Below are 19,645 nucleotides of genomic sequence, written 5' to 3'. Positions count from 1 at the left end.
GGTCTTCGTATCGAGCTACTCCTCCCTGTCGAGCGCGCAGCTCACCGTGTAGACGACGCCGCGCGGCAGGAAGTCGACGGTCGCTTCGCCGCCGAGTTGGTCGCGCGTGCTGCGCTCGATCAGCCGCGAGCCGAAGCCGCGCTGCACCGGCGCCGTGACGGGCGGGCCGCCTGCCTCGGTCCAGATCAGCCGCAGCTTGCGCCCGTCGCTTTCTTCGAGGATCTCCCAGTCCACCGCGACGGTCCCGGTGTCGTTCGATAGCGCGCCATATTTGGCGGCATTGGTTGCGATCTCGTGCACGATCATCGACAGGACCACGGCGAGCCGCGGCGACAGCGGAACCTGCGGCCCGAACATCCGCATCCGCTCCGGATTGTTGAGCAGATAGGGCTGCAGCACCCGCGCAATCACTTCCCGCAACTCTGCGCCCAGCCATTTTTCCTGGCTCAGCAAATTGTGCGCCTCCGCCAGCGCGCCGAGCCTGCCCTCGAATTTCTCGCGCTCCGCCCGGCTCGCACTGCGGAACGTCTGGGTGGCGATCGACTGCAGGACCGCGAGCGTATTCTTGACGCGGTGGTTGAGTTCCTCAATCAGGAGATTGTGGAGCATCTCGCCGCGGGCGATCTGGGTCGCCATCCGCACCGCAAAGGCGAGGCCGACCATCAGGAGAATGGCGCCCATCACGCTTGTTATCGCGAGGTTGCGCCAGAGCGGGGCTACCAGCGAACTTTCGGCCACGCCTGCGGCAACCGTCCAGCCGGTGAGCGAGGAGCGGGCAAAGCTCGTGATCAGCGGCACGCCCTCGAGCGATACCGTCGGCACGGTCGCTTCGGGAATGTGGAACATCTGCGCATGGAGCGAGGGCGATGCTCGCTTTCCGACGGTCTCCTGCGGGTTCGGCACACGCGCGAAATTGGTGCCTTCGCCGTCGAAGATCGAGATCGTCCAGTCCTTGCTCGGCCGCTGCTGCTCGACCATGGCCTGGAAAATCTCGATCGGCGGGCTGAAGGAGATATCGTAAAGCACCTGGTCATTTTGGATGACAGGTACTTCGACGGTCACGATCAGCCGTTTCTTGACCGACCCGAAGAACAGGTTGGAATAGACCGGCTTCTTTTCCGCGAAGACCTTCGCGACCATGTCGAGGTTGTTGCGTGATGGCAGACCTGCCGTGTCCGACGTGAGCGAGGAGAACACCTGGCGGCCTTCGCGGTCCGCCACCAGCACGACGCCGCCTTCGCCATACTGGTCGAGGAAGCCCTGGGCGATGCGGCGGAATGCCTCGAAATCCCCGTCGCGCAGCCCATTTGTCAGTGACAGCACCTGGAGTGCGCCGGTGATCCGCTGCATCTCCGCGTCGAGCACGAGGCGAATGCTGCGCACGGTTTCCAGCACCCGTTGGGTCGCGTTCTGCCGATCCTGCTTGTAATTGTTGTAGACGAGGGCGCCCGCGAAAATAATCAGCGGCAGCGTGGTTCCCGCGACCAGAAGGGCGAGACGTACTGGCAATGAAAGCTTTGGCAACGAAAATCCCGGATCGGCGCCCAGTCGACGAAGCATAGGAGAAGCCGCCGAATTTCGCCAAGGAGATTAGAGGGATATCGAGAGGAATTGACCCGGCACTTCGGCGGACGCGCCGGGCTCCGCGGCGACCTGAGTGCACCGCGGAACCCGGATTACTTCCCTCAAAGATTACTGTCGGTGATGGCGGCATACACCATGGTGCGCAGCTCGCGCCGCAACGGATAGGCGCTCGACGGCAGCACCTGCGTCATGAAGATCGCGATCAGCTCTTCCGCCGGGTCGATGAAGAACGAGGTCGTCGCCGCGCCACCCCAGTTGAATTCGCCCGGGCTGCCGGCGATCAGCGTCTGCGCCGGGTTCATAGTGACGGCAAAGCCGAGCCCGAAGCCGATGCCGTTATAGGCGGCTTCCGAGAACAGCGAGCGCGACATCGCCGGCAGATCGACGCCGCCGGGCAGATGGTTCGACGTCATCAATTTCAGCGTCTTCGGCCCCAGCAAGCGGACGCCGCCGAGCTCGCCGCCATTGAGCAGCGCCCGGCAGAAGGTGAGATAATCGGCCACAGTCGAGCACAGGCCGCCGCCGCCCGAGATGAACGAGGGCGGCTCCAGGAACGAGCTCGTCGCCGGATCGTCCTGCAGCGTCAGCGTACCCTTGCGCTCGGTGGCGTGGAACGTCATGCCGCCTTGCGGGTCGGCCGAATAACACGCCGCGAAGCGATGCGCCTTGTCCTTTGGCACGAAGAAATCGGTGTCGTTCATGCCGAGCGGATCGAGGATGCGCTCCTTCAAGAACTGCTCGAACGGCTTGCCACTGATGACACCAATGAGATAGCCAACCACGTCGGTGGCAACGGAATAGTTCCAGGCCTCGCCCGGCGAAAACTCCAGCGGAATTTTCGCGAGATCGTCGATCATGCCTTGCAGCGTGCCGGCCTTGACGACTTCACCGATCTTGTTCTCGCGATAGGCGGCATCGACATTGCCGCGCTGCTGGAAGCCATACGTAAGACCCGAGGTGTGCCGCAGCAGGTCCACGATCAGCATCGGCCGGGTCGGCGGACGGGTCAGGAAGGCCGGGTGCGTGCCGGCCACGAACACGCCGAGGTTCTTCCATTCCGGAATATATTTGTGCACGGGCTCATCCAGCGCGACGCGGCCTTCCTCGACCAGCATCATGAAAGCTACGCTCGTGAGCGGCTTGGTCATCGAATAGATGCGGAAGATGGTGTCGTCCTTCACCGGCGCCTTGCGCTCCACGTCGGCAAAGCCCTGCACGGTCGAATGCACGACCTTGCCGCGGCGATAGATCAGGAGCTGCGTCCCCGGGAAGCGCCCGGCGTCGACATAGCGCTGCTTCAGGTGATTTTCGAGACGATCGAGCGCCGCCTTGGACATTCCGGCTTGCTCGGGCGAGGCGGGGGTAGGGGCTAACATCGGCACTGATCTCCCGGCTGGTTTATGCAGCTTTGATAGCCGAAAAGTGTACCCCGTTCCAACCGGCCATGCTTATCCGAACCGGAACGGTGGTATACGCTCCAGCCATCGCGTATCCCCCAGGACAGAAAAAATGCCCCAATTCAGCGAGACCGAACTGACCACCGCCGTGATCCGCAGTTTCGACGATACGCCGGATCCGCGCGCCAAATTCCTGCTGCAGGAACTGGTGAAATCGCTCCACGACTATGTCCGCAGGACCGATCTCACCTTCGAGGAGTGGGAATATGCGATCGACTTCCTGACCCGCACTGGCCAGAAGTGCACCCCGATCCGGCAGGAGTTCATCCTGCTGTCCGACGTGCTCGGCGTGTCGATGCTGGTGGACGCCGTGAACCACAGGGAGCGCGAGGGCGCCACCGAGACCACGGTGCTCGGCCCGTTCTATGTCGGCGAGCACAAGGTGACGCCGCATGGCACCGATATCTCGGCCAGTCTGCCGGGCGAGCGGATGTTCGTGCAGAGCCGCGTCACCGACCTCACCGGCAAGCCGCTGGCAAGCGTGCCGGTGGACGTCTGGCACGCCGACGATGACGGCTTTTATGACTCCCAGAAGCCGGCCTATGCGACGCAGGGGCCGTCGTCGCGGGCGCGCTTCATCACGGACGCCGATGGAAGGTTCTTCTTCCGCACCATCCTGCCGTGCAGCTATCCCATTCCCACCGATGGCCCGGTCGGCGAGATGATCGTGCAGACCCGCCGCCACGCGATGCGGCCGGCGCATGTGCATTTTCTGGTCGATGCGCCCGGCCACCAGCCCCTGATCACGCATGTCTTCATGGACGGCGACAAATATCTCGATTCCGACGTGGTGTTCGGGGTCAAGGACGAGCTTGTCGCCAAAATCGAAAAGCGTACCGATCCCGCGATGCCGGATGGCAAGCCGGCGGCTGAGCCGTGGCACCTGATGACGTACGAATTCCGGATGAAGCCGGGCGCGGGAAGCGCGCCGAAGCCGATGATGGCGAAGGCTAAAGAGGACGCATAAGGCGGAGCGTTGCACCGCCTGCTCAATTCTTGTGCGGCGCACAAGGATTGAGCGAATCGCAAATTTGAAATGCGATGACTGGTTCCTGACCACTGCCGATTTTTACGGCACTGAGTCGGCATTGTACTGATATCAATACATTTTTTGCGATGCGAGAGGCTTGGCACGGAGCTTGAATAGCTAGTGCTGACGCCATCGATGCCGTCCCTTGAGACCACTCATCCGAACTGTGACGCCGCCATTCCGGGGCCTCCCTGAAACGCGCCCTTTCGCGCCTCGCGCGGTGACACCAGTCGGACGGCCCCATTTCCAACGAAGGATAAAGTGACCCATGACGAAGCCCACCATTCCGACCTTAAATGGTTTCAGCCGCCGCCAGCTTCTGAAGGCGACCGGGGGCACGGCAGCATTGCTCGCCGCCGCCAAGCTGAATTTCCCCGCCGGTGCCTTTGCGCAAGGGGCGGGTCCGGAAGTCACCAAGGCGACGCTTGGGTTCATCGCGTTGAGCGACGCCGGGCCGTTGTTCGTCGCCAAGGACAAGGGGCTGTTCGCCAAATACGGCATGCCCGACGTCGAAGTCGCCAAGCAGGCCTCATGGGGCACGACGCGCGACAACCTGGTGCTGGGCTCGGAAGGCAACGGCATCGATGGCGCGCATATCCTGACGCCGATGCCGTATTTGATTTCGGCCGGCAAGGTGACGCAGAACAACGTTCCGACGCCGATGTACATCCTGGCGCGGCTCAACCTCGACAGCCAGTGCATCTCGGTCGCCAAGGAATATGCCGACCTGAAGCTCGGCGTTGATGCCACGCCCTTTAAGGCGGCCCTTGAGAAGAAGAAGGCCTCGGGCAAGGCGGTGAAAGCCGCAATGACTTTCCCCGGCGGCACCCATGACCTCTGGATCCGCTACTGGCTCGCCGCCGGCGGCATCGATCCCGACAAGGACATCGAAACCATCGTGGTGCCGCCGCCGCAGATGGTGGCCAACATGAAGGTCGGCACCATGGATTGCTTCTGCGTCGGCGAGCCGTGGAATCTGCAGCTCATCAACCAGGGCATCGGCTACACGGCAATCAACACCGGCGAACTCTGGAACAAGCATCCGGAGAAGTCGCTCGGCATGCGCGCAGCCTTCGTCGACAAATATCCGAAGGCGGCCAAGGCGATCCTGATGGCGGTCATGGAAGCCCAGCAATGGGCCGACAAGGCCGAGAACAAGAAAGAACTCGCCACCATCATGGGCAAGCGGCAATGGATGAATTGCCCGGTCGAGGACGTCTACGACCGTTCGGCGGGCAAGTTCGACTACGGCATCCCCGGCAAGGTGGTCGAGAATTCGCCGCACATCATGAAGTACTGGCGCGACTTCGCATCCTATCCGTTCCAGAGCCACGATCTCTGGTTCCTCACCGAGGACATCCGCTGGGGCAAGTATGACGCCGGCTTCGACACCAAGGCGCTGATCGGCAAGGTCAATCGCGAGGACATGTGGCGCGAGGCGGCCAAGGAAATGGGCGTTGCCGCGTCCGAAATCCCGGCTTCCACCTCACGCGGCAAGGAGACCTTCTTCGACGGCAAGGTGTTCGATCCTGAGAATCCGTCTGCGTATCTGAAGTCGCTCTCGATCAAGCGTGTTGATGCCTGATCCAAACCGGGCCGCGCGCTGGATGCGGGCGGCCCGCTCATTGAAACGCGGAGATACAATTTCAATGTCGATGCCTGCGATCAAAGCCGAAGCCACCGCGGTGGCCATTCCGTCCGCGTCGCCGACTGCGGCGGCGCCAGTGGTCACGATGACGCCGAAGCAGGCGCCGCGTGCCGAGAAATACGCCAAGATGGCAAGGGAAGCCGCGGTTCGTATCGTGCCGCCGCTGGTCGTGCTCGCGCTCCTGATGCTGTTCTGGGAGCTGGTCTGCCGCCGCACCGGCTCGACCTTGCCGCCGCCATCGAAAGTCTTCAAGGACACCAAGGAACTGATCCTCGATCCGTTCTTCGATAATGGCGGTATCGACAAGGGTCTGTTCTGGCATTTGTCGGCCTCGCTTCAGCGCGTCGCCTTCGGCTATTCGATTGCCGCCATCGTCGGCATCGCGCTCGGCACGCTGGTCGGGCAGTCGGTATGGGCGATGCGCGGGCTCGATCCGCTGTTCCAGGTGCTTCGCACCATCCCGCCGCTGGCATGGCTGCCGCTGTCGCTCGCCGCGTTCCGCGATGGCCAGCCCTCGGCGATCTTCGTCATCTTCATCACCTCGGTGTGGCCGATCATCATCAACACCGCGGTCGGCATCCGTAACATCCCGCAGGACTATCGCAACGTCGCCGCTGTCGTGCAGCTCAACCCGCTGGAATTTTTCTGGAAGATCATGATCCCGGCGGCGGCGCCATACATCTTCACCGGCTTGCGAATCGGCATCGGCCTGTCGTGGCTTGCGATCGTAGCAGCAGAGATGCTGATCGGCGGCGTCGGCATCGGCTTCTTCATCTGGGACGCCTGGAACTCCTCGCACATCAGCGAAATCATCCTGGCGCTGTTTTATGTCGGCATCATCGGCTTCGTGCTCGACCGCCTGATCGCGGGACTGGCGAAGATCGTGACCCGCGGCACCGCACTGAACTGAAGGAAACATGTCATGCAGGCCTATCTGAAGCTCGACCACATCGACAAGACCTTCACCCGCGGCAATGCTACGACCGAGGTGCTGAAGGACATCAACCTGACGATCGGGAAGGGCGAATACGTCTCGATCATCGGTCATTCCGGCTGCGGCAAGTCCACGCTGCTCAACATCGTCGCCGGCCTCACCGATACCACCCAGGGCTGCGTGCTGCTGGAGAACCGCGAGGTCAATTCGCCGGGGCCGGATCGCGCGGTGGTGTTCCAGAACCACAGCCTGCTGCCATGGCTGACGGTCTATGAGAACGTCCGGCTCGGCGTCGACAAGGTGTTCGCATCGACCAAGACCCGGGCTGAGCGCGACGCCTGGGTGATGCACAATCTCAACCTGGTGCAGATGGCCCACGCCAAGGACAAGCGGCCGTCGGAAGTCTCCGGCGGCATGAAGCAGCGCGTCGGCATTGCCCGGGCGCTCGCGATGGAGCCGAAGGTGCTGCTGCTCGATGAGCCCTTCGGCGCGCTCGACGCGCTGACCCGCGCACATCTGCAGGACTCGGTCATGGCGCTGCACCAGAAGCTCGGCAACACCATCCTGATGATCACCCACGACGTCGACGAGGCCGTGCTGCTGTCGGACCGCATCGTGATGATGACCAACGGTCCCAGCGCACGGATCGGCGAGGTGCTGGAAGTGCCGCTGGCGCGTCCGCGCAAGCGGCTCGAGCTCGCGACCAACCCCGGATACCTGAAGTGCCGGCAGCGCGTGCTCGAATTCCTCTACGAGCGGCATCGCTTCGTCGAGGCGGCGTAAGGGCTTAATGCTCCGAGGTGACGATCGAACCAATGTTCCCCCGCGACGACCAACAGGTTCTGCTTTAAAACGTGAGGAGACCCGCCTCGATTGAATCGAGGGCACCATATTCAGGGTATACCTCAAGGGAAGTTGCTCATGCATAATGGCTGCGAGGTTTTGATGATTTTTTAGAGGCTGACATGCGCACGTTCGCGATTGCCATCAGTGTTCTCGCTACGCTGATGGGGACCTCAGTTCATGCAGCCGACATCCCCGTAAAAGTGCCGCAACCGCTCCGACAGGTCGCCTGGAATTGGTCCGGGTTCTACGTCGGTGTGGGCGGCAGTTTCAACTGGGCCGATTTCAACCAATCGCTTCAGGGCGTCTCGGGAGTCACCAACGTCACGCTCGGGCCATTCCTGGTCGCCCAGGGGCAGGCCGGCGGTCCCTTCTTCGACTTCAACCGGCGCAGATCTGGCTTCGCGCCGGATATCCAACTCGGCTACATCGCCCCTGTTGGCGATGGCGCCTGGCTGGCAGGGATCAAATTCATCTACAAATACGCGAACAACAACTCAAAGCAGAACGTGATCATTCCGCAGACGGGGTCCTTCACCACGGTGGGAGGATTGACCGTAAACTTCGTCGGCTTCGTGCCAATCCTACCGGCGGAGTTCAATCTACAGCATCAGCTTGCGCTCATCCCCACCATTGGCCGCGCGTTTGACAAGACCACGATCTATGCAGGCGTTGGCCCCGCGCTGTTTGGGATCAAGTCAAAGTTCAACAATGGGGTAGGCTTCGCCGTGATCGGCTCAAACCTGGTCGATGTAACCGGCGCGCCGGTTACCGTTTCGAATGAAAATTGGGTGTGGGGCGGCGCAGCGCAGATTGGTGCGACCTACGCGATTGCGCCGCGCTGGTTTCTGGATTTCAGTTACACCTATGCGCGCTCGTCGAGCTTTTACATCTCGGATGTGGTGAGCTTCTCAAATCAGAACGGACCGCTCACGAGTGGCGGTATTGCCTATCTCAACGCTAGGGAGCAGGTCACCAACCAGTCCGTGGCGGTGACGCTCAATCGACAGTTCTGAAAAGGAGCTCGATGGCGCCGGTTCTTTGCCGTCGCCGTCAGACGATGCGGGCGCATAGCGAAGCTCCCAGGGCCATCAGGAGGATTCCAGTGAGCCTGTTGAACCGATCCAGCGCGGCTTTCTGCAAGCTCCGAAGCGCGGTGTTCGTGCTGAAGGCAAGGAAGAGATACCAGGATGCACTACCGAGCGTCACACCGATGGACATCGCCAGCGCGCGATCCATGATCAGCGGTTTGCCGGTCTCCAGCGCGGACGTGACACCCAGGTACGGCAGTATCGTCATCGGGTTGGCGGCGGCGATCAAAAGGGTCGATGTATAGGCTGAAAGCAAATCTCGGCATGTCGCGTCTCCGCATGTCCCGCCGTGCGCGGCGTCCGTGGACCCGAGAATGGTTCTGATGCCCATCAAGATCAGGACGATCCCTCCAGCGATGCGCAGCGGCGTGTGCAGGGCGAGCGTCATCTGCGTCAACACGGTCCCGCTCACCACGGCCAGGCAACTGAACATCCCATGTGCTGTTGCCGCACCCAAGCCACTGGCGACCCCAAACCAGATTCCGAATGCCAGTGTCCGCTGCACGCACATTAAGCCAATCGGGCCGAACGGGATGGCGACGCACAGGCCTAGCGCCACCGCCGGCAGCAAGTGCGAAGTGAACGACGTCATTTCCAGAACGGCTTGGCTGCTTCGGCCATGGCCTCTGGCCGCGTCTTGCCGATGTCCTTGAGAAAGTGGTCATCGAGCTCCGCCAAGGCTTGTCGCTGCCGCGACCGCTCCGAACACCGGGCACACCAGCGTAGGAACCGTAATCCCCACCCAAATCGACGATGGCTGGATGCCGCGGCTTCCTTCCAACTCGTGAGCGAATTGACAACAACGGACATGATAAGTCCTCCTGATGACGAGCCATGGTCGGCGGTCAGGGTGGGCTTGCGGTCTCAACGCGAGCGGCCATCGTCGTGGTGGGCCGCGCTTCGCGTAGCTCGCCGTTCGAGGTCGTGCCGGCGGGAGCCGGGCTGCAAGAGACGACCGCGATCTCCACTTTTGCTGCTTCGGGCTGCGGAACGCGCCGCCCCGCATCGAGTCGTCGACCTTTGAGCTGTCGACCTTTTCAGCGGCCCAACATTAGGAAGCGAAGCGGTATGATGGAAGGTCCAATATGCGGATGTTCAATCAGTCCAATCCAGGCGGCGCCTCGTGTGTTTGTCGGATTGACCTGAGCGCGTCGCTCTCGCCCGATCACTTAATTCGCTCGCAAATCACCACGCCAGGTCGCTTTCGCGGCGCAACGCGATCAAGGCAGCGCGCTTTGTCGATCAGGGATGCACTCAGAATGTAACGTGCAATCGCACTTTCGCCGCGTGCCGTCGCCTCAAGCGACATTGCTCATGCCGCTTTCGGGCGTCGAGACTTACGTTCATCGAAGCATCTGCGCAGCCGCCTCAGCCCTTCGGCAATCCGCGCCGTCTCGATCGCCCCATATCCCAGCATGATGCCGGCCTGAGGCTCTCCCTCCAGCGGGAAGGATTGAATGGCAACGCCGAGATCAAAGGCTCGTAATGCAATCGCATCGATATCATCAACCGACGCTCTTCGCGCGTAGGCGGCGATATGCAGCCCGGTGCTCGATGGAACAAGATCCAAGTAATCGCCGAAGTTCCTCTTGATCTCCGCGGTCAGCATCTCATGCCGTTCGCTATAGGTGCGGCTCACCCTGCGAATGTGGCGCGCAAACGCGCCCTCGTCGATGAACTGCGCCAGCGCGCTCTGCGCTATTGTCGCTGTATGCCAATCGGTGACGAACTTCGCCTTGTGCGCCGCCTCTCGCAGTGACGGCGGCACAACCATGAAGGCCAGCCGGAGAGCCGGCAGCAACGTCTTTGAGAACGTGCCGACATACACAACGCGACCGGTCGAATCGATGGTCTGAAGCGGCTCGAGCGGACGTCCGCCGAAGCGAAACTCGCTGTCATAGTCGTCCTCGACGACAATCGCGTTGTTGCGCTCGGCCCAGGCAAGCAGCGCACGTCGGCGCGACAGGCTCACGGCCATGCCGAGGGGAAACTGATGCGACGGCGTCACGTACAGGGCCCTGGCCCCGGCCGGCAACGCCTCCACGACGAGGCCTTCGCTGTCGACCGGCACACCGATCACGCGTGCGCCCAGCGCCTTGAACAAGTACTTTGGAGGCAGATAGCCTGGTTGCTCCACCGCAACGATATCGCCGGGCTCGAGAAGCACGCGAGCGATGATGTCGAGTGCCTGTTGGGTGCCATTGGTCACGACTATGTCGTCGGGCGATGCAGAAACGCTTCGTGAGATGCCGATGTGGCGAGCGATCGCCGCGCGCAGGTCCCAATTGCCCGCAGGATTCTCGTAGACGCCTGCCGCCATCTCGCGCGAGCGCAGCGCACGAGCGACGACCCGCCGCCAGGCTCGGTGTGGAAATAACGACGCGTCTGGAAGCCCGGCTCTGAAGTCGAAGCGCGCCGCGCCGGGAAAGGCCGTCCAGGCGCGGTGTGGAAATAACGAAGCGTCTGGAATGCCGGTTCTGAAATCGAAACGCGCCGCGCGGTCAAAGCCCATCGGCAGCGGTGTCGTCTCCCAAACTCCACGCACCCGAATTGCGCGGACCGTCGATCGCCTTGTTTTCGATGCCGGACGTTTTTTTGTCTCAAGGTAATGGCTGACGAACGTCCCGGAGCCCGTACGGGATGTCGCGAATCCTTCCGCGACAAGGCTTTCGTACGCAATTGCCACCGTCGATCGCGCAACCGTCAGCGCGGCGGCTAGTTCCCGTGTGGGAGACAGCCGCTCCCCAGGCCGAAGGCGCCCGTCAAGAATTGCCTGCCGGATCTGACGGTAGATTTCGCCACTGAGGTCAGTTCGACCAACAAGACTGATATGAAAAGCCACAGTCCTAGACTCTTTATCACATTGGACTGGCAACCTTGCATGAAGCTGAATGTTCCATCATGCCACTTTGCAGATGTGGTGATCGCAACCGCATGTTCCGTGAGCGAGCGTTCACCGAGCCTGGAACACGTCATTGCGACGCCATGATTGTGCAGTTAGATGAGGTTAGGCGGAGAACTGGAAGCACCTACGCGATTGCGCCGCGCTGGTTCCTGGATTTTAGTTACACCTATGCGCGCTCGTCGAGCTTTTACATCTCGGATCAGAACTGTCGATTGAGCGTCACCGCCACGGACTGGTTGGTGACCTGCTCCCTTGCGTTGAGATAGGCAATACCGCCACTCGTGAGCGGTCCGTTCTGATTTGAGAAGTGGTCCTACTCCCGTTGAGAGCCGCGAGAACCGAAAATTGCAGTGGCTCGCGCCACCAGCCAACGTTTGTGTCCTTTCCAGGCGGATCCCGCGCGTTGCATAGGCTTCGAAATCAAGCCCGCAAATGTGCGGCAGGATTTCTTTATCTCCGTGGCCAGCCGCGAATTTGCAGAAGCCACAAGCCTTGTAGTCGATGCCGAATTCAAAGTTGTCACCCGGGGCCGGCTCGACGAAATCGTAGACGAAATCTTCCGGATATTCTTCCTGATGGCTTTTTGCAGCCTGCTCGCGCAGCAAGGTCTGATTCTCTGGCGACATGAACTGACGCCCCGAGGCGAGCCGTTCGGCCTCGGGTACGGTGAGCAATTGCGCCTTGTAGGTTTCTCGCTCGATATCGCCGATCACGGGCAGCGGCACGCCGTGTCGCCGGAGCACCCGGCCGATGGTCATAAAGCCCATCAAGCGCATGAAGAAGTCGCTCATGCGGCTAGCTGCACCACCGACGTAAGGCATCTGGCTCAGTACGATTTCGAACTCATCCATCACATCTTGTCTGACTTTGTCCAAATCCGCGAGATGCGCGCGTTCGCGCAACATCGTCTCGGCAAGATCGAGGCGCTGGCGCATGGCGGCTTCCATTGCGCCGCGATGCGCCTGATAAAATGGATGAATTTCGCCCATGAGATGTTCTCCCGCAGGATCAGCCGTACGCGTTTCATTCCGCAGCGATCGCCTCGATCTCCAGCAACCATTTGCCGTCGACGGTTTCAGCGATCATCACCGTGGATGCAGGTTCATTTCCCTGCAGCATCTTGCGGCGAACGGCGCGGTTGGCCATGACCTGGCTTCGGTCGGTCAGGAATGTATTGATTTTGACCAGATGCTCGACGCCGAGGCCGGCGGCAGCGAGCACGTCGATGACGTTGCGCCAGGCTTGCTCGCATTGCGCCTCGAAGCCTTCGGGCACGCTGCCGTCGGGTTTTTCCGGTACCTGGCCGCTGACGAACAGCAGCCGGCGATGCTGGCCAAGTTCCAGCCCCATGCTGTAGCCACTGGAGGGCGCGTGGACCGCTGCGGGGTTATGGCGGATGATTTGAGCCATGTCAGATTGTCTCCTGTTGGATGAATTCCAGTGCCAGACCATGCGTCGCCGTGGGTGGGATTAGCAGCACGGCGCCAATGATCTCGAAGTCGACGCCGTTGCTTTCCAATGCCCGCTTCGTCGCATCCAGGTCGGTGACGGCCAAACGCGCGGCGCAGAAGCGCGGCGAAGTATTGTCGGGGAGGCCCGGCAGGCGGCGTGCCATCTCGGTCGGGCCGAGCACGGTGATCCGGTCGCCGTTCGCGCCGACCGTCAGTTGTCCGGGCGCAAGCTCGGCTGCGCTTTCCGTGAGACGTTCAAGGAAACCGCGATGCTCGGCCGGCTCCGGCGCCGACAGCACGATCTCGATGACGCGCAACGCACCGTTGGGATGGCGCTGATAGTCGGGCTTCCAGAACCGCTCCGGTGGGTGACGCTCCTGGCACGTGAAGAAAGCGATCCCGGGCATGGCGGGATTGGTGGCGAAGGCCAGCGAAAACTCGACGCGCGCCGTGCCTCCGCCGGGAAGTACCGCATCGCGGCCAAAATCAAGCGGGGCATAGGCGCCGATGTCATTGGCCTTGAAGCGCGCTGCATCGGCATGGGCGTCGGCGCTATGCAAAGCCAGCATCGACATTCCTTCGGCGGCGGCAAGGAAATCCCGGTTGTGGGCGCCGAAGCTGAACCGGCCGGGCGCGGCCGGAGGCACCGCCGCAGCGTCGGTGACGGCCAGCAATTCCAGAAAATTGTTCCCGAACAGCGCCAGGTGGTTGCTCACTCCGAACGGAAGCACGCCGGTCGGCGTGAGGTTGAAACCGAGCGTTCGCCAGTCCAGCGCAGCCTGCGCCAGATCGCGGACACAAATGACGAGATGATGGGTTCGGCGGGGCATGGGATCTCCGGATGCTGTGGACCGACCGTAACCGGCGGCATCACGGCGGGGCAAAGCATAGTTGCTGCAGGTGTGCGCAAGAAAATCTATTGCAAGGCCAGCGCCTATCAGTGACAAACTGGACGGCGATGACCTACATCCTTCCACCGCTCAATGCGCTCCGCGCGTTCGAAGCCGCCGCGCGGCATCTCAGCTTCAAGCTGGCCGCGCACGAGCTGCATGTGACACCTGCCGCCGTGGGGCAGCAGGTGAAAGCGCTGGAAGCGCGCCTGGGCGTACGCCTGTTCGAGCGGCTGCATAAGCAGCTCATCCTGACCGAGGCCGGTCAGGCCTATCTGCCCCAAATTTCCGACGGCTTTCGCCGCATCGCCGATGCGACCGCGCAATTGAAGCCGGTGGGCGCGGTGCTGCTGCAGCTCGGCGTGCACGGCAGCTGCGATCTGCGCCGTCTGGAGCTGGAGCAGTTTCGCGCAACACACGCGGAAATCGGCTTGCGGGTGCTGCAGCCGGCCGGCTTGCACGAGCTGATCGAGGGCAAGGTCGATGTGCTGATCGCCCGCGGGCTCGGCCATCATCCGGGGTACCGCTGCGACCGCGTGACGGAGGGATCCGGGCTCGGCGATTGGCTGATTGCGCCTGCCGGCACGGCCGATTGCCCCGAGATATCAAGCTTCCGCGATTGGCTGCGCGGTCTGCCGGCGGAGAATTCGCTCCCGCTGCATCGTCGTCGTTTGGTCGGCTTCGTCAGAAGTTGAGGTGATCTTGAAACAGAAAAAATTCGGCACCAACGGCCCGGAGGTTTCCGTGATCGGGCAGGGCACCTGGTATCTCGACCGCGGCGACCGCAAGGCGGCGGTGGCGGCGCTGCGCCGGGGCATCGAAACCGGCATGACCCACATCGACACCGCCGAGATGTATGGCGACGCCGAACTCGTGATCGCGGATGCGATCGCGGGGCTGCCGCGTGAAAAACTCTTTCTGGTCTCCAAGGTGTTGCCGAGCAACGCCTCGCGGCGCGGCACCATCACCGCCTGCGAGCGCTCGCTGAAGCGGCTGAAGACCGATCATCTCGATTGCTATCTGCTGCACTGGCGCGGCTCGTATCCATTCGAGGAGACGGTCGCGGCGTTCGACGAACTGGTGAGAAGCGGAAAGATCCGGTCGTGGGGTGTCAGCAATTTCGACTCGGATGATCTCGACGAACTGCTCGATGTCGCGGGCGAGGGCAAGATCGCCTGCAATCAGGTGCTCTACCATCTGCAGGAGCGCGCCATCGAGCACGCGGTCATCCCCTGGTGCGAGCAACACGGTGTCGCCGTCGTCGCCTATTCGCCGTTCGGACATAATGAGTTTCCGTCCGCACGCAGCAAGGGCGGCGAGGTGCTGCAGGCCATCGCCGACGCGCACAACGCGACCGCGCGCCAGGTCGCGCTGGCGTTTCTCACGCGGGCAGCTTCGGTGCTTGCGATTCCCAAGGCTTCGAGCGCAGAGCATGCGGCGGAGAACGCCGCCGCCGGCGATCTGAAGCTGAGCGATGCGGAGATCGCCGCGCTCGACAAGGCCTTTCCGCGCGGACCCAAGCCACGCGGTCTCCCGATGCTGTAACGGACACCGTCCTTAACAAAGTGTTGCAATTGCTCCCTCAGCGCATATCCGCATCCTGTTTTCGGACCTAGTCGCATCGGGCGAATTGGTGTTTTTTACAACCTCGCCCGAGTCGATCATTACTGCCTTTCGAGATTGCCGTGACACCGCCCCCCGCCGCAGCCGCGAGGCTGGACAGCGCTCCAATACCTTTTCCTGAAAAGAAGTCCGTCGCCCGCAAGGTGCCCGCGCGCGCCGACCGGCCGTTCAAGGGCATCGCGCTGGTGCTGGCCTCGACGATTTTTCTCGGCGCCTCCGACGTGACGGCGAAATATCTCTCGGCGACCTTGCCCTCGATCGAGATTACTTGGATCCGCTTCCTGGTGTTCGCGCTGATCATGACGCCGGCGATGATGCCGGGTTCCCCGCTCTTTGCGATGCAGACCAACCGGCTCGGCCTGCATATGCTGCGCGGCTTGACGATCCTGGGCTCGTCGCTGTTCTTCATTTCCGGCTTGCGGTTCCTGCCGATTGCGGAAGCTTCCGCCACCGGCTTCGTCGCGCCGCTGTTCGTCACGGCGCTGTCGATCATCTTCCTAAGTGAGAAAGTTGGCCTCCGCCGCTGGATCGCAACCGGCGTCGGGCTGATCGGCGTGCTGATCATCTTGCGCCCTGGCACCGGCGCGTTTCACCCCGCAGCGTTCTTTCCGCTGGTCTCGGCGCTGGCCTGGGCCTGCACGCTGATCATCACGCGGATGATGAGCGGCACCGAGCGCGCCATCACCGTGATGGCCTATTCGTCGATCGTGGGCGTCTGCATTCTCTCGGCGCTGGTGCCGTTCGTCTGGGTGACGCCGACCTGGCACGACATCGCCCTCGGAATCTTCATCGGCATAGCTTCAACCGCGGGGCAGTGGATTGTGGTGCTGGCGTTCCGTTATGCCGACGCTTCCGTGCTGGCGCCGTTCTCCTACACGCAGTTGCTGTGGGTGAGCGTGCTCGGCTTCTTCATCTTCGGCGAAGTCCCGGACGCTTACACCATCACCGGCGCCGCCTTCATCGTCGCCTCAGGGCTCTACACCGCCCATCGCGAGCGGGTGCGGCAGTCGCAGCTGCTGGCGGTCCCGGGCGAGCCGTCGCCAAACGCCTGACCTTGCGCGGCCACTGGGTCATGGCCGCACCCGCCCAAAACGTGGCGCGAGTGCCACAGCGGCGCCGCAAAACGCTTGGTTGTGGCGCAAATCTGGCGGATTCAGCCCCGCATCCGTAATTCCACGGCGGAACCCATGCTAGTGAGTTCCGATGGCGCCGAAGAGCGCCGGGGAATGGGGTTCGGGCGTGCAGTTTCAGTTGCCATCGTCGGTGCAGGGCCGACGCAGCCGGGATTTGGCCGCGCGGGCGGTCGCCATGTCGGCGTTTCTCGCCGGCCTGTGCCTTTCGACCGTGCCCGCAAACGCGCAGTGCGCGCCCGATCCGGCCTCGAGCGGCCAGACCGTCACCTGCAGCAACGACGTGGACGGCTTTCAGGCCGGCGGCGGCGTCAACAATCTCACCGTCAACGTGCTGCCCGGCGCGACCGTCTTCGACAACGGCACCGCGGCGATCAGCGTCAATGATTTCAACACGATTACCAACAACGGCACGCTTGCAGCCACGTCATTCACCACCGGCATTTTCGCGGGCGTGAACAACACCGTCACCAATACTGCGACGGGTGCCATCACCGTCATCGACAACGGCAACGGAATCTTCGTCGCCGGCAACAGCACGGTGACGAACGCCGGCTCCATTACGATCGGCTCCGCGTTCGGATTCGCGGCCGGCATCCTCGCGATCAACGACTTCAACACGGTCATCAACTCCGCCGGCGGCACCATCGCCGTCGGGGACAATGCCGCCGGCATCTCCGCGCAGGGCCATAGCGCAGTGGTCACCAACGCCGGCGCCATTACGGCGGGCGCTTCTGGCACCGGGATCGAAGTGTTTGGTGACGACGCGAGAGTGACCAGCAGCGGGGCGATCACCGTTGCCGACAATGCGGCCGCCATTTCCGTGCAGGGAAATCGTGGTGTGGTCACCAGCAGCGCCACGCTGACCGTCGGCGCTTTCGGCGCCGGCATTGCCTATATCGGCTCGTCCGCCACGATCAACAACAGTGGTCACATTGCAGGCACCGACGCTGCCGTGGGAATTATCGTACTCGGCGATTCCAACACCATCATCAACAGCGGCACGGTCACCGTCGGGGACTTCCGTTCCGGCATCGACGTCACAAGCCTCGGCGGTAGCAACCACATCATCAACACCGGAACGATCAGTGTCGGCGCGGGGGCGGTGGGCATTTTCGTCGGCGACACCGGCACTGTATTCAATTCGGGTACCATCAACGCCGCGACCGGATTCGCGGCGATCGAATTCTGCGGCTGCGGCAATGGCGTGCTGACCCTTGGCCCGGGCAGCGTTATCAACGGCCTCGTGCTTGGCACCGGTACCGACACGCTCCAGCTCGGCGGTACCGGCAACGATACCTTCAACCTCAGCCTGATCGGCGCCGGCCAGCAATATGACGGCTTCTCGACCTTCAACAAGGTCGACAGCTCGAACTGGACCGTCACCGGCACCGGCGCGCAGGACTGGAACGTGCTCGGCGGCACGCTCTCGGTCAACGGCGTCATCAACGGCCTCGTCACGGTCAATGCCGGCGGCACGCTCGGCGGCACCGGCACCGTCGATGCGGCCGTCATCAATGGCGGTGCGCTGGCGCCGGGCAACTCGATCGGCACCTTTAACGTAGCGAACGGCCTCGTGTTCACGGCAGCGTCGAGCTACATGGTCGAGATATCGGGCGCCAACAGCGATCTCACCAATGTTGGTGGCGTGGCGGTGCTGGGCGGGGCCACGGTCGTGGTCGTTCCGAGCGGCACGGTGATGAAGCGGTACACGATCCTGACCGCGGGCGTCATACCCGATACGTTCAATCCGGTGGTGTCGGGCGTTTCGTCGAACCTGAACCCGAGCCTCAGCTACGACACCAACAACGTCTATCTGAACTTCGCGCTGAACTACGGCGGCGGCCTCAATGTCAACCAGCAGAACGTCGCCAACGCATTGACCAATTTCTTCAACACCACCGGCGGCATTCCGGCCGGCTTCGCCTCGCTTTCCCCGGCCGGCCTGACGCAAGTCTCCGGCGAGCTCGCGACCGGATCGCAGCAGGGCACCTTCGACGCCATGAACCTGTTCCTCTCGCTCATGTCAGACCCGTTCGTGGCGGGTCGCAATGGCGGCTTCGGTGGCAATGCCGGCGCGATTCCGTTCGCCGAAGAGAGCGCGCTTGGCTATGCCGCGAAGAAGTCCCGCGCCGCGCGCGACGCCTTTGCCAAATTCCCGACCAAAGCGGATATCGCGCGCAACGATCTGTTCGACCAGCGCTGGAGCGTCTGGGGCGCAGCCTTCGGCGGCGGCAGCAACACTTCAGGCAATGCCGCGCTGGGATCGAACGACGCGACCGCGCGCGCGTTCGGTTTTGCTGTTGGCGCCGACTATCGTCTCTCGCGCGATACGCTGGCCGGTTTTGCGCTCGCCGGCGGCGGCACCAATTTCAGCGTTTCCGGTTTCGGCTCCGGACGCTCGGACCTATTCCAGGCGGGCGCCTTCATTCGCCACAACATCGGCGCGGCCTACATCACCGCCGCGGCAGCTTATGGCTGGCAGGACGTGACGACCGAACGTACGGTCACGGTGGCCGGTTTCGAGCGCCTGCGCGCCCAGTTCAACGCCAACGCTTATTCCGGCCGCATCGAGGGCGGCTACCGCTATCTGACGCCATGGATGGGCATCACACCCTATGCCGCCGGCCAGTTCACCACCTACAGCCTGCCGGCCTATGCGGAGCAGGTGCTGGCAGGCGCCGGTACCTTTGCGCTGAACTATGCGGCCAAGGACGTCACGGCCTCGCGCACCGAGCTCGGCGTTCGCACCGACAAGTCGTTTGCGATGTCGAACGGCATCCTGACCCTGCGCGGCCGCGCCGCCTGGGCGCATGATTTCAACACCGACCGTAACGTCACGGCATTGTTCCAGACGCTGCCGGGCGCCGCCTTCGTCGTCAACGGCGCGGCGCAGGCTCATGACTCGGCGCTGGTCACGGGCTCTGCCGAGATGAAATGGCTCAACGGCTGGTCGGCGGCGGCCATCTTCGAAAGCCAGTTCTCCAACGTCACCAATTCCTATGCCGGCAAGGGTGTTGTGCGCTATGCGTGGTGATCCTCCATGCTAAGGTGATGAA

General features: G+C 62.5%; 16 protein-coding genes and 1 pseudogene. 9 read left to right on the top strand and 8 right to left on the bottom strand.

The genetic code is table 11. The features are described 5' to 3' along the window. Window positions 1-15 precede the first annotated feature (15 nt). Window positions 16-1,524, bottom strand: a complete 1,509-nt coding sequence (locus IVB22_RS19580) for a sensor histidine kinase (protein ID WP_247518991.1) — start codon at window positions 1,522-1,524, stop codon at window positions 16-18. A 161-nt stretch (window positions 1,525-1,685) separates the two neighbouring features. Beyond that, window positions 1,686-2,960: a serine hydrolase gene (locus IVB22_RS19575; RefSeq protein WP_247518918.1), complete on the bottom strand. Its 1,275-nt coding sequence runs from the start codon at window positions 2,958-2,960 to the stop codon at window positions 1,686-1,688. Between the two features lie 133 nt (window positions 2,961-3,093). On the opposite strand from IVB22_RS19575, the gene IVB22_RS19570 reads away from it, so the two are divergent. The 5 genes from IVB22_RS19570 (at window position 3,094) to IVB22_RS19550 (ending at window position 8,512) form a co-directional block, all read left to right on the top strand. Continuing rightward, window positions 3,094-4,008: an intradiol ring-cleavage dioxygenase gene (locus tag IVB22_RS19570; protein ID WP_247518917.1), complete on the top strand. Its 915-nt coding sequence runs from the start codon at window positions 3,094-3,096 to the stop codon at window positions 4,006-4,008. A 331-nt stretch (window positions 4,009-4,339) separates the two neighbouring features. Further along, window positions 4,340-5,656, top strand: a complete 1,317-nt coding sequence (locus tag IVB22_RS19565) for a CmpA/NrtA family ABC transporter substrate-binding protein (protein WP_247518916.1) — start codon at window positions 4,340-4,342, stop codon at window positions 5,654-5,656. 64 nt (window positions 5,657-5,720) lie between these two features. Continuing rightward, complete coding sequence (gene ntrB / locus IVB22_RS19560) at window positions 5,721-6,629, top strand: nitrate ABC transporter permease (RefSeq protein WP_247518915.1); 909 nt, start codon at window positions 5,721-5,723, stop codon at window positions 6,627-6,629. A 12-nt stretch (window positions 6,630-6,641) separates the two neighbouring features. Beyond that, window positions 6,642-7,436, top strand: coding sequence for an ABC transporter ATP-binding protein (locus IVB22_RS19555; RefSeq protein ID WP_247518914.1), 795 nt, complete (start codon window positions 6,642-6,644; stop codon window positions 7,434-7,436). 182 nt (window positions 7,437-7,618) lie between these two features. After that, the gene (locus IVB22_RS19550) at window positions 7,619-8,512 is read left to right on the top strand and encodes an outer membrane protein (protein WP_247518913.1); all 894 of its coding nucleotides are present in this window, start codon (window positions 7,619-7,621) and stop codon (window positions 8,510-8,512) included. 37 nt (window positions 8,513-8,549) lie between these two features. On the opposite strand, the gene IVB22_RS19545 is transcribed toward IVB22_RS19550, so the two are convergent. The 6 genes and pseudogenes from IVB22_RS19545 to IVB22_RS19520 form a co-directional block, all read right to left on the bottom strand. After that, complete coding sequence (locus IVB22_RS19545) at window positions 8,550-9,179, bottom strand: LysE family translocator (protein ID WP_247518912.1); 630 nt, start codon at window positions 9,177-9,179, stop codon at window positions 8,550-8,552. Next, window positions 9,176-9,397 (bottom strand): DUF1127 domain-containing protein, encoded by a 222-nt coding sequence (locus IVB22_RS19540; RefSeq protein WP_247518911.1) that lies wholly within the window; start codon window positions 9,395-9,397, stop codon window positions 9,176-9,178. Before IVB22_RS19540 ends, IVB22_RS19545 begins: the two co-directional genes overlap by 4 nt. A 502-nt stretch (window positions 9,398-9,899) precedes the next feature. Then, window positions 9,900-11,429: a PLP-dependent aminotransferase family protein gene (locus IVB22_RS19535; RefSeq protein ID WP_247518910.1), complete on the bottom strand. Its 1,530-nt coding sequence runs from the start codon at window positions 11,427-11,429 to the stop codon at window positions 9,900-9,902. Between the two features lie 389 nt (window positions 11,430-11,818). Beyond that, window positions 11,819-12,481 (bottom strand): annotated as a pseudogene (locus IVB22_RS19530) (L-2-amino-thiazoline-4-carboxylic acid hydrolase); the annotation flags it as partial. 34 nt (window positions 12,482-12,515) lie between these two features. After that, window positions 12,516-12,902 (bottom strand): RidA family protein, encoded by a 387-nt coding sequence (locus IVB22_RS19525; protein WP_247518909.1) that lies wholly within the window; start codon window positions 12,900-12,902, stop codon window positions 12,516-12,518. 1 nt (window position 12,903) lies between these two features. After that, the gene (locus IVB22_RS19520) at window positions 12,904-13,773 is read right to left on the bottom strand and encodes a VOC family protein (RefSeq protein ID WP_247518908.1); all 870 of its coding nucleotides are present in this window, start codon (window positions 13,771-13,773) and stop codon (window positions 12,904-12,906) included. A 128-nt stretch (window positions 13,774-13,901) separates the two neighbouring features. On the opposite strand from IVB22_RS19520, the gene IVB22_RS19515 reads away from it, so the two are divergent. The 4 genes from IVB22_RS19515 (at window position 13,902) to IVB22_RS19500 (ending at window position 19,623) form a co-directional block, all read left to right on the top strand. Beyond that, window positions 13,902-14,528: a LysR family transcriptional regulator gene (locus IVB22_RS19515; protein ID WP_247518907.1), complete on the top strand. Its 627-nt coding sequence runs from the start codon at window positions 13,902-13,904 to the stop codon at window positions 14,526-14,528. 7 nt (window positions 14,529-14,535) lie between these two features. After that, on the top strand, window positions 14,536-15,378 hold the full coding sequence (locus tag IVB22_RS19510; protein ID WP_247518906.1) for an aldo/keto reductase: 843 nt from the start codon (window positions 14,536-14,538) through the stop codon (window positions 15,376-15,378). A 140-nt stretch (window positions 15,379-15,518) separates the two neighbouring features. Next, the gene (locus IVB22_RS19505; RefSeq protein WP_247518905.1) at window positions 15,519-16,508 is read left to right on the top strand and encodes a DMT family transporter; all 990 of its coding nucleotides are present in this window, start codon (window positions 15,519-15,521) and stop codon (window positions 16,506-16,508) included. 151 nt (window positions 16,509-16,659) lie between these two features. Further along, window positions 16,660-19,623 carry an autotransporter domain-containing protein gene (locus IVB22_RS19500; protein ID WP_247518904.1) on the top strand — a complete coding sequence of 988 codons (2,964 nt, stop codon included), beginning with the start codon at window positions 16,660-16,662 and terminating at the stop codon, window positions 19,621-19,623. Window positions 19,624-19,645: the final 22 nt, after the last annotated feature.

Origin of the sequence: Bradyrhizobium sp. 190, assembly GCF_023073415.1 — a bacterium.
In the GTDB taxonomy this organism is placed as follows: domain Bacteria; phylum Pseudomonadota; class Alphaproteobacteria; order Rhizobiales; family Xanthobacteraceae; genus Bradyrhizobium.
This window is presented reverse-complemented; position numbering and strand designations above follow the sequence as displayed.

Excerpts from the sequence above, each read along its gene's own strand:
- IVB22_RS19525 (WP_247518909.1), bottom strand. The coding sequence starts at position 12,902 with ATGGCTCAAATCATCCGCCATAACCCCGCAGCGGTCCACGCGCCCTCC.
- IVB22_RS19565 (WP_247518916.1), top strand. The coding sequence starts at position 4,340 with ATGACGAAGCCCACCATTCCGACCTTAAATGGTTTCAGCCGCCGCCAG.
- IVB22_RS19545 (WP_247518912.1), bottom strand. The coding sequence starts at position 9,179 with ATGACGTCGTTCACTTCGCACTTGCTGCCGGCGGTGGCGCTAGGCCTG.
- IVB22_RS19540 (WP_247518911.1), bottom strand. The coding sequence starts at position 9,397 with ATGTCCGTTGTTGTCAATTCGCTCACGAGTTGGAAGGAAGCCGCGGCA.
- ntrB (WP_247518915.1), top strand. The coding sequence starts at position 5,721 with ATGTCGATGCCTGCGATCAAAGCCGAAGCCACCGCGGTGGCCATTCCG.
- IVB22_RS19520 (WP_247518908.1), bottom strand. The coding sequence starts at position 13,773 with ATGCCCCGCCGAACCCATCATCTCGTCATTTGTGTCCGCGATCTGGCG.
- IVB22_RS19515 (WP_247518907.1), top strand. The coding sequence starts at position 13,902 with ATGACCTACATCCTTCCACCGCTCAATGCGCTCCGCGCGTTCGAAGCC.
- IVB22_RS19555 (WP_247518914.1), top strand. The coding sequence starts at position 6,642 with ATGCAGGCCTATCTGAAGCTCGACCACATCGACAAGACCTTCACCCGC.
- IVB22_RS19570 (WP_247518917.1), top strand. The coding sequence starts at position 3,094 with ATGCCCCAATTCAGCGAGACCGAACTGACCACCGCCGTGATCCGCAGT.
- IVB22_RS19575 (WP_247518918.1), bottom strand. The coding sequence starts at position 2,960 with ATGTTAGCCCCTACCCCCGCCTCGCCCGAGCAAGCCGGAATGTCCAAG.
- IVB22_RS19500 (WP_247518904.1), top strand. The coding sequence starts at position 16,660 with ATGGCGCCGAAGAGCGCCGGGGAATGGGGTTCGGGCGTGCAGTTTCAG.
- IVB22_RS19550 (WP_247518913.1), top strand. The coding sequence starts at position 7,619 with ATGCGCACGTTCGCGATTGCCATCAGTGTTCTCGCTACGCTGATGGGG.